The organism is Variovorax sp. 770b2, assembly GCF_900115685.1.
GTDB lineage: Bacteria > Pseudomonadota > Gammaproteobacteria > Burkholderiales > Burkholderiaceae_C > Variovorax.
The window spans coordinates 3,114,554-3,127,213 of sequence record NZ_FOXJ01000001.1; the positions used below are offsets into that span (position 1 = coordinate 3,114,554).

A 12,660-nucleotide genomic window follows, 5' to 3' on the forward strand; every position below is an offset into this window, starting at 1 on the left:
CGCCATGTACACCACCCTCGTCAGCGTCGAACAACTCCAGCAACTGCACAACAGCGAGACGCCGCACATGGTGTTCGACTGCAGCTTCGAACTCATGAAACCCGAGGCTGGCCCGCAGCTCTACGCGGCGGCCCACATTCCCGGCGCGCTGTACGCCAACCTGGACACCGACCTGAGCGCGAAGCACGGCCTGCCCGGCGCCCATGGCGACGTGGTGGTGGCGCAGGAAGACGGCGTGCCCGCCTCGGGCGGTCGCCACCCGCTGCCCAGCCGCGAGAAGTTCGCGGCCTGGCTCTCGGGCATCGGCTTCTCCAACGACATGCAGGCCGTGGTGTACGACCGCAACGGCGCCAACTACTGCGGGCGCCTGTGGTGGATGCTCAAGTGGATGGGCCACGACGCCGTGGCCGTGCTCGACGGCGGCCTGCAGGCCTGGCAGGCAGCAGGCGGCGAGGTGACCGACCGCGAGGAGCCCGCGCGCTTCCAGTCGAATTTCGTACAGGGCGAGCCGTTGGCCAGGCTCGTGACTACCGACACCGTGTTGCATCGGCTCGGCCAGCCTGACCAGCAGCTGATCGACGCACGGGCCGGTGCACGATATCGCGGCGAGGTGGAACCTCTGGACCCGATTGCCGGTCACATCCCCGGGGCCCTGAACCGGCCCTTCGCCGAGAACCTCGGCCCCGACGGCAAGTTCAAGCCGGCATCGCAATTGCGTGCCGAGTTCGAAGCGCTGCTCGCGGGACGCGACGCGGCGACAGTCGTCCACCAATGCGGCAGCGGCGTGAGCGCGGTGCCCAACCTGCTTGCGATGCAGATCGCCGGGCTCGGGACGACCGCGCTCTATGCCGGCAGCTGGAGCGAATGGAGCAACACGCCGGGGCTGCCGACCCGGCAAGGCGCAGAACCATGAAACACATCCGACTCCGACGCATCTCCGGTCTCGCAATTGCCGCGGCAGCATTCGCTGCAGCCCCGTTCCTTTCCGCGCAAGCCCAGCAGCAGCACGCCCATGTGCACGGCCAGATGAAGCTGGACGTGGCCATCGACGGCCCCACCGTGGTGATCGACATGGAGTCGCCCCTGGACAACATCGTCGGCTTCGAACGCGCCCCGAAGACCGATGCCGAAAAAGCCACCGTCGAAGCCGCCATCGCCCAGCTGCGCGCGGCCGACAAGCTCTTCGCCATCGACCCCGCCGCCAACTGCAAGCTCGGCCCGGTCGACCTGCGCTCCGGCGCGTTGGGCCTGGGCAACCCCGACCCGAGCGAGCCCGTGGGCCACGCGGACCTGGACGCCACCTTCTCCTTCAACTGCACCAACGCGGCCGCCGCGAAGTTCATCGACCTGAACCTGTTCAGCGTGTTCAAGGGCCTGCGCCAGATCGATTCGCAGATCGCCTCGGCACAAGGCCAGTTCAAGCGCCAGATCAAGCGCCCCGCCGGCGCGCAGGCGGCCCAGCCCGCACGCCTTGGCTGGGGCAAGTAGCACTGTGGGCACCGTTTCGCAGGCCGACCCGACGCCCTTGCGCGTCGTGCTCGCGGCCGAGTCCCTGCGCTTCGCATGGCCCGGCGTGAAAGCGCCGTGCATCGACATCGAGGCCTTCCGCATCAGCGCCGGCGAATCGGTGTTCCTGCACGGCCCGAGCGGCTGCGGCAAGAGCACGCTGCTGTCGCTCCTGGCCGGCGTGCTGGTGGCCGACGAAGGCCGCGTCATGCTGCTGGGGCACGACTGGTCGCAGCTCTCGGGCGCCGCGCGCGACCGCAGCCGCGTGGCCCATGTGGGCTACATCTTCCAGCAGTTCAACCTCTTGCCTTACCTGAGCGTGCTGGACAACGTGCTGCTGCCCTGCCGCTTCTCGGCGCGGCGCGAAGCGCAGGCCGCGCGCAACGGCAGTTCGCGTGAAGAGGCCGAGCACCTGCTCGACCAGATGGGCCTGGACCGCAACCTCTGGAAGCGCCAGGCGCTGCAGCTCTCGGTGGGCCAGCAGCAGCGCGTGGCCGCGGCGCGCGCGCTCATCGGGCAACCTGAAGTGGTGATTGCCGACGAGCCCACGTCCGCGCTCGACGAAGACCGGCGCGAGGCCTTTCTCGACGTGCTGCTGACGGCCTGCGCCGTGAACCACAGCGCGCTCGTGTTCGTGAGCCACGACCAGCGCATCGCGCAGCGCTTTGCGCGGCATGTGCTGCTGCCGGAGATCAATCGCGCAGCTTCTACTGCGATGGCGGTGGACGCATGAACGCGCTCTTCTCCATCGCATGGCGCAGTGCGTGGAACCGGCGTTTCACGTTGGCGCTCACCGTGTTCTCGATCGCGCTCTCGACCTTCCTGCTGCTCGGCGTCGAACGCATCCGCACCGAGCTGCGCGAGAACTTCGCCTCGTCCGTCTCGGGCACCGACCTCATCGTCGGCGCGCGCACCGGCTCCACGCAACTGCTGCTGTACTCGGTGTTTCGCATAGGCGCGGCCACCAACAACATCTCGTGGAAGAGCGTGCAGGCGCTGGCCGCGCACCAGGGCGTGGACTGGGTCGTGCCGCTGTCGCTGGGCGATTCGCACCGCGGCTTCGCGGTGCTGGCCACTTCGCCCGAGTATTTCGCGCACTTTCGCTACGGCGACAAGCAGCTGCTGAAGATGCGCGAAGGCAAGCCCTTCAGCGACCTCTTCGACGCGGTGGTGGGCGCCGAAGTGGCCGACAAGCTCGGCTACCACGTGGGCCAGAAAATCACGCTCGCGCACGGCAGCGGCGAGCTCAACGTGGCCGAGCATGCCGACAAGCCCTTCACCGTGGTCGGCGTGCTCGCGCGCACCGGCACGCCGGTGGACCGCACGGTGCACATCGGCCTGGAGGCCATGGAAGCCATCCACCTCGAATGGGTGGGCGGCGCGCCGATGCCGGGCGTGAAGATTCCCGCCGAGCAGGTGCGCAAGTTCGACCTCACGCCCAAGAACGTGACGGCCGCGCTCGTGGGCCTGAAGAACCGCGCGGCGGTGTTCGGGGTGCAGCGCTGGATTTCCACCTACAGCGGCGAGCCGCTGATGGCCATCCTCCCCGGCGTGGCGCTGGACGAGCTGTGGAGCGTGATCGGCATCGGCGAGAACGCGCTCTTGTTGATGTCCGCGCTGGTCGCGCTGGTGAGCCTCGCGGGTCTCGTCTCCGTGGTGATGGCAGGCCTGAACGAACGGCGCCGCGAGCTGGCCGTGCTGCGCGCCGTGGGCGCGGGCCTGCGCCACGTGCTGGCGCTGCTCGCGCTCGAAGGCGCGATGGTCACCGTGCTGGGCGTGGCCTTGGGCGTGGTGATGGCGGTGCTGGGCATCGCACTCCTCTCGCCGTGGCTGCAGTCGCAGTTCGGGCTGACACTGAGCCTCTCGGAACCTACACTCAACGAATGGCTGCTGATGGCGAGCCTGCTGGTCGCAGGCTGGCTGGCAAGCCTCCTGCCCGGCATTCGTGCCTACCGGCTCTCACTGGCGGACGGCCTCTCACCGAGGATTTGAACCATGCGCATCGCAAAGAAGACTTCCACGATCACGGCTTTCACTCGCCTTTCAATGCTGCTGGCCGGCGCCGGCCTCGCAGCGGCAGCGTGGGCCGCCGAGCCCGCGCCCAAGGACACCACCGCATCGAACCCGCTCGGCGGCAAGGCCGCTGCACCTGCTGCACCCGCCGTGGCCAAGGGCACGCCGGGCCAGCCGCGCCAGATCACCTGGGAAGAACTGGTGCCCAAGGACTGGGACCCGGCCAAGGACTTCAAGGGCATGGACCTGAGCGCGCTGGACGACGGCGACCCGCGCGCCAACGAGATGCTCATGAAGATGCAGGAGGTGTCGAACAACGCGCCGACCAATCCCGCGATGAACGGCGCCGAGATCAAGATCCCCGGCTTCATCGTGCCGCTCGAAGAGGCCAAGGGCGAGGTCACCGAGTTCCTGCTGGTGCCCTACTTCGGCGCCTGCATCCACACGCCGCCGCCGCCGGCCAACCAGATCCTGCACGTCATTCCGCAGAAGGGCGCCAAGTTCCGCGCGATGGACACCGTGTGGGTCACCGGCAAGCTGCAGACCCAGCGCAACGATTCGATGATGGGCGTGAGCGGCTACCACGTGAGCGCCAGCAGCGTCACCAAGTACTCGGGCGGCGCGAAGTAACGCTCTCCTGTAGGCCGTAGGGCCTCATCCGCGCCCGAGGCACAGGCCGGATGGCTTAGCCGCCGGCCGTGCCTACAACGCACGGCGGCGCCGCATCCCGCGTTCGATGGATGCGCGGCGCGCCCTCCGCGCCTAGATTGGCCAGCGTCGTCCCAGATGGAGAAGGCGCCATGCGGGTCCTGCCGGTCATTCCTGTCTTGCTGCTTTTGCCCCTGCTCGCAACGAGCCTGGGCGATGCGCTCGCGCAGCCCGCCCCGCGCATGGCGCGCCCCGACCGCGCCGCCACCGCCATTCCGCTGGAACGCAGCCCCGATCGCGCACCGCCCGCCGCGCAATGGTCGGCGCCCCAGCGCCCATCCCAGCGCCCATCCCAGCGCGATATGCCTGCAGCCTCGGCCCTGCGCCCGCCGTCCGACACCGGCATCGTCCGGCAGGTCGAGATCGTGCCGCGCCAGCAGACGGTGAACCAGTACCTGGAGCGCCGCGGCGTGGTGGCCGACCGGCCCACGGTCGAGGCCTTTCGCGCGATGAACCCGCAGGTCACCACCACCAACCGCATCCCGGCGCAGACGCGCGTCTCGGCCTTCGTGCCCGAGGCTTCCACGGGCCGGCCCGCCACCGCGTTGCAGCCCCGCGCGCGTGTCGACATGGCGCAGGCCGCGCGCTACACGGCGGCCGTCGAGGTCGATCGCACCAGCCTCATCCAGGCCAAGGCGCTGCAGCTGCCATCGAGCGCCTACCGCCGCCCCGTGGACATCGACCAGCACCGCAACCTGCTCGCCAGCGTCGACAGCACCGCGCGGCTGGTCGCGCAGCGTGCGCCCGCGCTGCCTTCGCGCGAGCTCGCGCTCTCGCGCTACTACCTGCGCAATGCCAACGGCGTGGCGCAGCAGATCAACGCGCAGGCCGCCACGCGCCCCATCGGCGAGCCCGAGCTGCAGAAGCTCGCCGACGCCTCCCGGCCGGTGCAGGCCATGCAGGCGCGCATGGTCAATGGCCAGAAGCCGCTGGAGTTCCGCCAGGTCACGGTGAAGGTGCGCGGCGAAGACGGCAAGGACCTGCGCGAACCCCTGCGCGTGTACGTGCTGCCCGCGGGCCTGGTGGACCAGCCCGACGACCCGGAGCTCATCCTCGAATTGCTCACGCTGCTGAGCTTCGAGCGCCCGACCTCGCCCTCGACCGGCGAGGTGCAGCGCGGCGAGATGCGGCTGTGGGTTGGGCCCGATTTCAAGTACAGGGAGATGGCCGATCTGGTCATGGCCCGCGGCCTGACGAACTTCATGCCGGTGCACGGGCACTTGCTCGATGCGGCGAGCCCCGACCTGCTGTTCATGGCACCCGCGAGCATCACGGTGCCGCCCGTGCGTTGATCCGCGATCACCATGGCCACAGAAACACGCCCCATCGGACCGTTCGACAGCCTCGTGGCCATCGTCGCCTCGGCCGCTGCCGCGGTCGGCGCGACGCTCGCGCTCTTCCACTCCTTCCTGTCGGACCTCGTGCCGCCCATCGAGGGCGCGCAGGTGTCCATCGGCATGGTGTCGTTCGGCACCACCATCGTGCTGCTGGCGCTGAGCCTGTTGATCCGCAAGCGCCTCTCGTCCGCGCGTCAGCGTTGGCTCGCGGTGCTCGCACTGGTGTTGCTGGCCGCGGCGTTCTGGGCCTTCTTCACCTACCGCGACGTGGTGCGCGCCCATGTGTACGCGTACCCCGCCGAGCGCCCATCGGCCGAGCAGACGCGCTACATCCGCGGCGAGCTGCACGAGATGGGCCAGAAGCGCAGCAAGGGCATGAGCATCGCCGAGGCCGTGAAGATGTTCGGCGGCCCGCAGCTCGTCATGAGCCGCGAGCTGCTGTGGGAAGAAAGCGCGCAGCAGGCCATGACCGGGCAGCTGGAGCGCTGGTACATGTTTCTCTCGATGCTGCTGACGACCGCGCTCTACGTGGTCGCGATCACCGTGTGGCGCGCGCTGCCGGGCAAGCCGCGCGCCGCGCCCGCGAAGAAGCCTGCTGCCGCAACGCCGCCATCACCACCGGAGGAACAGCCATGAAGGAACTCATCGACCAGATGCTGGAGATCGCGCGCACCGAAGTCGGCACGCGCGAAGCGGCCGTCAACAACACGGGCGCCCGCATCGTCGAATACCAGGGCGCCACCTGGCTCGCACCCGGCGCGTGGCCGTGGTGCGCGGCCTTCACCGCGTGGGTGATGCGCGAGTGGCTGGAGAACGAGGCCGTTCGCGAAGCACTGCACCTCGATACGTTCTCGCTCGCCGACAAATGGCGCTGCCGCGACGCGAGCGCCTTCGGCTGGGAGAAGTGGGCGCGCCAACGCAAGCTGCAGGTGCTCGACGAAACGCAGAAGGCCCGCGCGGGCGACTTCGTGGTGTTCGACTTCTCGCACATCGGCATCGTCACCGACGACCAGCCGCTCGCCAGCCGCAAGCTCGCCACCATCGAAGGCAACACCAACGGCAAGGGCGAACGCGACAGCGTGACGGGCGACGGCGTGTGGGTCAAGCAGCGCGTGCCGACCCTGGCCAAGAGCTACATCCGCATCTTCAGCTGACCCGCCGGCCTCGCCGCTTGTGGGTCATGCCCGACACGGGCAGCAGCGCGCGGACGACACAGACGGTTGCATCACCGGCGCAGGGTAGGTCATCGCAGACCGTCAGGGACCGTTGAAGGAGTCAGGCGTGACGTCGGCGCCTTGATGGAACTCCAGATGAACCTCCAACGTCCCCCTCTTCCACGGCCTCTTCCCCGATTGCTCGCGATCTCAGTGTGCGTGGGCGCACTCGCCCTCGCAGGCTGCGACAAGGCCGCGCCACCGAGCCCTGCTGCGGCCATGGACCCGGCCATCTCGATGCCTGCGCCCACCGTGCCGCAGGCACCCGCCGCTGCGCCTGCGGCACCGGTGCCGGTCGCCTACACGCCACCATCGGCAGAGCAGCTCTACCAGCTGGTCGCGCCCATCGCGCTCTACCCCGACAAGCTGGTCGCGCAGATCCTCGCCGGTGCCACCTACCCCGAGCAGATCGCCGCCGCGCACGAGTGGCTCGGGCAGAACAAATCGCTCAAGGCCGGCCCGCTTGCCGATGCGGCCAACCAGCAGCCGTGGGACCCGAGCGTGAAGTCGCTCACCGCCTTTCGCCCCGTGCTCGACCAGCTCGCGGGCAACGTCGCGTGGACCGAATCGCTCGGCAAGGCCTACTACAACGACCCGGCCGACGTGATGAACGCGATCCAGGTCATGCGGCAGCGCGCATCGGCCGCAGGCCGCCTGAAGAACAACAACAGGCTGCGCGTCGCGAGCGCCGCCGCGCCGCGCGACTACGTGCCGGCACCGGACATGCAGCCGGTGTACGGCGGCCCCGCCATCATCGAGCCGCCGCAGCAGCTGATCACCATCGAACCCGTGCAGCCCGACGTGGTGTACGTGCCCAGCTACGACCCGCAGGTGATCTACGGCGAGCCCCTGCCCGTCTACCCCGGCTACGCCTATGCGCCGCCACCCGTGGAGGTCGCGCCGGGCTACAGCCGCGGCCAGGTCGCCGCGGCCGGCGCGCTGGCGTTCGGCACGGGCGTGATCGTGGGCGCGGCGCTGGAGCGCCACGGCTGGGGCTGGAACTCATGGAACATGAACTGGGGCGCGCCGCGCGATCGCAGGCATGGCCGCGATCATGATCGCGACCGCGTCGCGCAACCGGCCTTCGCGCGGCCCGCAGTGATCTACAACAACAGCACGTACATCTCGCGCTCGACCACGGTGGTCAACAGCAACGTGCGGAACGTCTACAACAACGATCGCGGCGACCGCAACGGCGGGCCGCGTGGCATGCCGCCCGGCGCGCCGCCGCCCAACTTTGCGCAGCAGCAGCAAGCGCAGTTCGCGCAGCAGCAACAGCAACAGCAACAACAGCAGGCGCGGCAGCAGCAGGCCTTGGCACAACAACAGCAGCAGTCGCAACAGCAAGCCCAGCAACGTGCGCAGCAGCAGGCTCAACAACAACAGCGACAACAGGCGCAGCAGTTGCAGGCCCAGCAAGTTCAACAACAGCAGCAACAGGCCCGGCAGGCGCAACAGCAGCAACGGCAGCAGGACCAGGTCCGGCGCCAGCAAGCGCAGCAGGCACAGCAACAGGCCCAGCAGCAGGCGCGCGCCGCCAATCAGCAGCAACCGCAGCAGCAACAGGCCCGCCTCCAGCAACAGCAACAGCAGGATCAACTGCGGCGCCAGCAGATGGAACAGCAACAGCAGGCACGCGCCGCGAGCCAGCAAGCCCAGCAACAGCAGCAGCGCGCACTGCAGGATCGGCAGCGCCAGCAGCAGCAGCAGCAGCAATCTCACCAGGCGCAGCAAGCCCAGCAGGACCAGTCACGGCGCCAGCAGATGCAGCAGCAACAGCAGGCGCAACAACAAGCCCAAGCCCAAGCCCGCGCGGCCCAGCAGCAACAGGCCCAACAACAGCAGATGCAGCGGCAGCAGGCGCAGCAACAACAACAACGCCAGCAGCAGGAGCAAGCGCGCCGCCAGCAGCAGCAACAACAGATGCAGCAACAGGCCCAGGCCGCACGCGCACAGCAGCAACAGGCGATGCAACAACAGCAGCAGCAACGCCAGCAGCAGGCGCAGCAACAGCAGCAGGCCCATCAGGCGCAACAGGCCCAGATGCGCCAGCAGCAACAGCAACAACAAGCTCAACAGCAAGCCGCTGCGGCCGCGGCCCGCCGTCCACCGGGCCGCCCCGGCGAACCACGCCAGCAGCCCTGAGGCCGGCGGCTTCGGCGACGCCTGTTACTGCTTGCCGATCTCGGTCAGCAGGCGCGTGACCAGGTAGATGCGCGGCACGATCGAATCGACCTCGATGTACTCGTCGCGTGCGTGGTAGCCGAAGCCCGCGAGGCCGAAGCTCTCGACCACCGTGGCCTTGCCCGAGCGGCCCGCATAGCCCGCGTCGGTGCCGCCGCCGGTCATCGGCGTGAGCGCGAGGTCGCGGTCGATTTCCTTGTAGATCGCCTGCGCCTTCTCGGCCAATGCGCGGCCCTTCGCGCCTGCCACGAACGCCGGGCGGCCGACCTCGACCTTCACCGTCGTCTCCGTGTCGGGAATCAGCTTGCCGCTCGCGATCTTGGCCTGCAGCACTTCGTTGAGCTTTTTCTCGGCGCCCGGCTGCGTGATGCGGATGTCGCCCAGCGCCTGCGCCTTCTCGGTGATCTGGTTGATCGGGCCGATGGCGCGCGCCACGGTCCAGTTGAGCGTCACGCCCGGAATGTCCTTGGCGAGGTCCTTGGTCTGCAGCATCTGGTACGACAGCTCGTACAGCGCATTGCGGCCCAGCTCGGGCGCGGCGCCCGCGTGCGCTGCGCGGCCCTTCACCTCCATCGTGGCCTGCGCGATGCCGGCCGCGCCCAGCAGCAGCGACTCGCCCTTGGCCACCGACTTGGCGGCCGTCGGCTCGAACGACAGCACCGTGTCGTGCAGGTCGGCCGTGGTGGCGATGAGTTCGCCCGAGCCCATCGAGCCCACTTCTTCGTCGGGGTTCACCAGCACGGTGAGCGTGTCGTAGTCGCGCCAGCCCGCATCGGCCAGGATCTTGAGCGAGGCCAGCATCACCGCGATGCCGCCCTTGTCGTCGGCGATGCCGGGGCCGTAGATGCGGTTGCCGTCCACCTTGTAGGGCTGGCTGCCGAGGATGCCCGCCGCATACACCGTGTCCATGTGGCCCTGCAGCATGATCTTGCGCTTGCCGGTGCCCTTGAGCGTGCCGATGACGATGTCGGCGCCCGCGCCGGCTTCTGTCTTGCGGCGCTCGGTCTTGAAACCCGCGGCCTTCAGGCGCCCCTCGATCACGTCGGCCATCTTGAGCAGGCCCTCGACGTTCAGGCTGCCCGATTCGATCTGCACCATCTCCTTCAGGTTGTCGATGACGGCGGGCTGCGCCTTCTCTGCGGCGGCGAGCAGCTTCGCGTCGGGCGCGGCCTGCGCGGCGGCGGCACCCAGGGCGAGGCCGCAGGCCAGTGCGACGGAGCGCAGGGCGAAGAAGGACGAGGAGCGCGTGGTCATGATGGTTCTCTTTACTCGAAGTGAATGGCGGGAAACAGCATAGCGAGCCGCTGGTGGAACGCGGCGCAAATTGGCGACAGTGCGATGACTTGACGGGCGTTGTCGAGAACGCGTACATTGCCCCTGCTTCGTGATGAACGAAGTCGGGATTGGCGTCCCGCTGACATCTGCGACGAAAGCCGCAGTTACCGCACACAGGGTCTGCGGCTTTTTCGTTCCTGCTTCCTTTTTTAGGCGGCTCGAATGGGAGGGCTCGCGCCCTGCCGGTTTTCGCAAGATGTCCCGGTACGCCAACCCGTTCGAGCTGCCGCCCCCGATTGGCGTCGGGTGCGTCGGTTGTTGCAAATCGACATCTTGGGAGGCCCATGGCCAAAACTACAAACGCGAGCACCGACACCGGCTGCTCTGGCACGTCTTCTTCTCTTCCCGCCGTTCAGTTCAAGCCCTTCGAATGGGTTCAGAGCGAAGGGCTCGACGTTTCCCGGCAGCGCCGCGCCTCATTCCTGAACGACGCGCGCGACGTGGTGCAAGGCACACAGACGCTGGCCCAACTGCTCAACTGGGACGAAGACCGGCGCGAAGAGGCGGCGACCGATGCGGGCCCCGCGCCGCTATTCAACGCGTGCCAGCGCGAATCGCTGCAGCGGCTTCTCGCGGCATCGCTGGGCCTGCTGCACGCGCGGATCGAAGAGCAGTGCGATGCACTGACGCCGTAGTTCATTCATCTGATTCACTTCCACACCGACGGCTGTCAGGTTCAGTCCCGTGGATGCGCGCGACGATGGTGCCCTCGGGCCCACGGATATAGGCGAGCCGGCAGGATGTCCGTACTGCATCTGGTCAAAAAAAAGCCCCTGCCGCCCGACAAGCAGACGACAGGGGCAAGGGCTGCATCAGCCTTTCAGCCGAGCACCTCGGTCACGATGCCGGCGCCGACGGTCTTGCCGCCTTCGCGCATGGCGAACCGCATGCCGTTCTCGATGGCCACGGGCTTGTTCAGCTCGAAGCTGATCTGCGCCTGTGCACCCGGCTTGACCAAGCCGGTCTCGGTCTCGACGCGAATGACACCCGTCACGTCGGTCGTGCCGAAGAAGAACTGCGGCTGGTAGCCGGAGCCGAACGGGGTATGGCGACCGCCTTCGTCCTTGCTGAGCACGAAGATCTGTGCACGCCCCGTCCGGTACGGCTTCAGCGCACCGGGCTTCACGACCACTTGGCCACGCACGACATCGTCGCGCTTGACCCCGCGCAGCAGCAGGCCGACGTTCATGCCGGCGCGCCCCTCGGCGACGTCCTTGTGGAAGGACTGCACGCCGGTGACGACCACCTTTTCGTCGCCGACCGAGCTGAGCCCGACGATCTCCAGGTTGTCGCCGACACGGATCACACCGCGTTCGACACGGCCGCTGATCACGGTGCCGCGGCCCGTGATGGTGTGCACACCTTCGACGGGCATCATGAACGGCGCGTCGTAGTCGCGCACCGGATCGGGAATTCCCGAGTCCAAGGCGTTCACGAGTTCGACGATGCATTGCACGTCGAGCCCTTCGAGGTCGCCGCGTTCGGCGGCGGCCAGGGCCTTCAGCGCGCTGCCGAAAACGAAGCGGGCATCGTGATATCCGTGCGCCGCCAGCAGCGCGCCGATTTCCATTTCGATCAGCTGCTCGATCTCCGCGCGATCGCTGTCGGCCACGAGGTCCATCTTGTTCACGAACACCACCATGTGGCCGACGTTCACCTGACGCGCCAGCAGCACATGCTCGATGGTCTGCCGCGCGGCGCCTTCGGTGCCGTCCACCAGCAGGATCGCGCCGTCCATCTGCGAAGCGCCGGTGATCATGTTCTTGATGTAGTCGGCGTGCCCCGGGCAGTCGATGTGCGCGTAGTGACGGCTGTCCGATTCGTACTCGACGTGCGAGGTATTGATCGTGATGCCGCGCTCGCGCTCTTCCTTCGCGTTGTCGATCTGCCCATAGGACAGCGCACGGCCGCCAATGCGCGAGGCCTGCACGAACGTCAGCGCAGCCGTCAGCGTCGTCTTGCCATGGTCGACGTGACCGATGGTTCCGACATTCACATGAACTTTGTTCATCATGGTTTTCTCCAGTTTGAGGATTAAAAACCGGCTCGATCCGCTGGCCAGGCGAAAGAGTCGGCGGGTTGTCGGCGCGCGCGCGCCAAACTCGCGGTGCCCGCCGTGCGGGCGAAAAAAAAGCCTGCGGGGTGGACCACCCGACAGGCTTTTTTCTTGCCTGAAGGATGACCTCCAGGCGCACAAGGGCCTGGAGGCTCTACACGAACCACTCCACGGAAGCGACGCACAACACCGCGCTGGCAGCGCGTGCGGCGAAAACAAGTTCTCGTTCGAGGCTCATGTCCAAATCTCCAGTTGAGCAGGCAGAAAACAAAAAACCCGGTGGCTTGAGGCCTACCGGGTCTTGTGG

The 12,660-nt window shown here is 67.8% G+C and carries 12 protein-coding genes; 10 read left to right on the plus strand and 2 right to left on the minus strand.

Features of this window, described 5'->3' with window-relative positions:
• Positions 1–4: 4 nt before the first annotated feature.
• The 9 genes from BM133_RS14450 to BM133_RS14490 all read left to right on the plus strand — a co-directional run bounded on the left by BM133_RS14450 (position 5) and on the right by BM133_RS14490 (position 8,923).
• Positions 5–913, plus strand: coding sequence for a sulfurtransferase (locus BM133_RS14450; protein WP_093434606.1), 909 nt, complete (start codon positions 5–7; stop codon positions 911–913).
• A complete protein-coding gene (locus BM133_RS14455; RefSeq protein ID WP_093434608.1) occupies positions 910–1,488 on the plus strand; it encodes a DUF2796 domain-containing protein in 579 nt (192 codons plus the stop codon). The genes BM133_RS14450 and BM133_RS14455 overlap by 4 nt, the downstream gene beginning before the upstream one ends.
• Before the next feature lie 4 nt (positions 1,489–1,492).
• Positions 1,493–2,239 (plus strand): ABC transporter ATP-binding protein, encoded by a 747-nt coding sequence (locus BM133_RS14460; protein ID WP_093434609.1) that lies wholly within the window; start codon positions 1,493–1,495, stop codon positions 2,237–2,239.
• On the plus strand, positions 2,236–3,498 hold the full coding sequence (locus BM133_RS14465) for an ABC transporter permease (protein ID WP_093434611.1): 1,263 nt from the start codon (positions 2,236–2,238) through the stop codon (positions 3,496–3,498). Before BM133_RS14460 ends, BM133_RS14465 begins: the two co-directional genes overlap by 4 nt.
• A 3-nt stretch (positions 3,499–3,501) precedes the next feature.
• Complete coding sequence (locus BM133_RS14470; protein WP_093434612.1) at positions 3,502–4,149, plus strand: DUF3299 domain-containing protein; 648 nt, start codon at positions 3,502–3,504, stop codon at positions 4,147–4,149.
• A gap of 170 nt (positions 4,150–4,319) precedes the next feature.
• Positions 4,320–5,519 carry a hypothetical protein gene (locus BM133_RS14475; RefSeq protein ID WP_143100132.1) on the plus strand — a complete coding sequence of 400 codons (1,200 nt, stop codon included), beginning with the start codon at positions 4,320–4,322 and terminating at the stop codon, positions 5,517–5,519.
• A gap of 12 nt (positions 5,520–5,531) precedes the next feature.
• Entirely contained in the window at positions 5,532–6,200 is a 669-nt protein-coding gene (locus tag BM133_RS14480) for a hypothetical protein (RefSeq protein ID WP_093434615.1), read from the plus strand.
• A complete protein-coding gene (locus BM133_RS14485) occupies positions 6,197–6,718 on the plus strand; it encodes a CHAP domain-containing protein (protein WP_093434617.1) in 522 nt (173 codons plus the stop codon). Before BM133_RS14480 ends, BM133_RS14485 begins: the two co-directional genes overlap by 4 nt.
• A gap of 198 nt (positions 6,719–6,916) precedes the next feature.
• Positions 6,917–8,923, plus strand: a complete 2,007-nt coding sequence (locus tag BM133_RS14490) for a DUF3300 domain-containing protein (protein WP_256219172.1) — start codon at positions 6,917–6,919, stop codon at positions 8,921–8,923.
• A 24-nt stretch (positions 8,924–8,947) separates the two neighbouring features.
• On the opposite strand, the gene BM133_RS14495 is transcribed toward BM133_RS14490, so the two are convergent.
• Positions 8,948–10,216 carry a glutamate carboxypeptidase gene (locus BM133_RS14495; RefSeq protein WP_093434618.1) on the minus strand — a complete coding sequence of 423 codons (1,269 nt, stop codon included), beginning with the start codon at positions 10,214–10,216 and terminating at the stop codon, positions 8,948–8,950.
• A gap of 365 nt (positions 10,217–10,581) precedes the next feature.
• Here BM133_RS14495 and BM133_RS14500 point away from each other — a divergent pair, with 365 nt between their 5' ends.
• Positions 10,582–10,932 carry a hypothetical protein gene (locus tag BM133_RS14500; RefSeq protein ID WP_093434620.1) on the plus strand — a complete coding sequence of 117 codons (351 nt, stop codon included), beginning with the start codon at positions 10,582–10,584 and terminating at the stop codon, positions 10,930–10,932.
• Between the two features lie 185 nt (positions 10,933–11,117).
• Here the strand turns inward: BM133_RS14500 and tuf are convergent, their stop codons facing one another.
• On the minus strand, positions 11,118–12,311 hold the full coding sequence (gene tuf, locus BM133_RS14505) for an elongation factor Tu (protein WP_218158365.1): 1,194 nt from the start codon (positions 12,309–12,311) through the stop codon (positions 11,118–11,120).
• Between the last annotated feature and the right edge of the window lie 349 nt (positions 12,312–12,660).

Coding starts and splice junctions, on each gene's coding strand:
- tuf (WP_218158365.1), bottom strand. CDS start 12,311: ATGATGAACAAAGTTCATGTGAATGTCGGAACCATCGGTCACGTCGAC.
- BM133_RS14470 (WP_093434612.1), top strand. CDS start 3,502: ATGCGCATCGCAAAGAAGACTTCCACGATCACGGCTTTCACTCGCCTT.
- BM133_RS14480 (WP_093434615.1), top strand. CDS start 5,532: ATGGCCACAGAAACACGCCCCATCGGACCGTTCGACAGCCTCGTGGCC.
- BM133_RS14475 (WP_143100132.1), top strand. CDS start 4,320: ATGCGGGTCCTGCCGGTCATTCCTGTCTTGCTGCTTTTGCCCCTGCTC.
- BM133_RS14485 (WP_093434617.1), top strand. CDS start 6,197: ATGAAGGAACTCATCGACCAGATGCTGGAGATCGCGCGCACCGAAGTC.
- BM133_RS14455 (WP_093434608.1), top strand. CDS start 910: ATGAAACACATCCGACTCCGACGCATCTCCGGTCTCGCAATTGCCGCG.
- BM133_RS14450 (WP_093434606.1), top strand. CDS start 5: ATGTACACCACCCTCGTCAGCGTCGAACAACTCCAGCAACTGCACAAC.
- BM133_RS14500 (WP_093434620.1), top strand. CDS start 10,582: ATGGCCAAAACTACAAACGCGAGCACCGACACCGGCTGCTCTGGCACG.
- BM133_RS14495 (WP_093434618.1), bottom strand. CDS start 10,216: ATGACCACGCGCTCCTCGTCCTTCTTCGCCCTGCGCTCCGTCGCACTG.
- BM133_RS14465 (WP_093434611.1), top strand. CDS start 2,236: ATGAACGCGCTCTTCTCCATCGCATGGCGCAGTGCGTGGAACCGGCGT.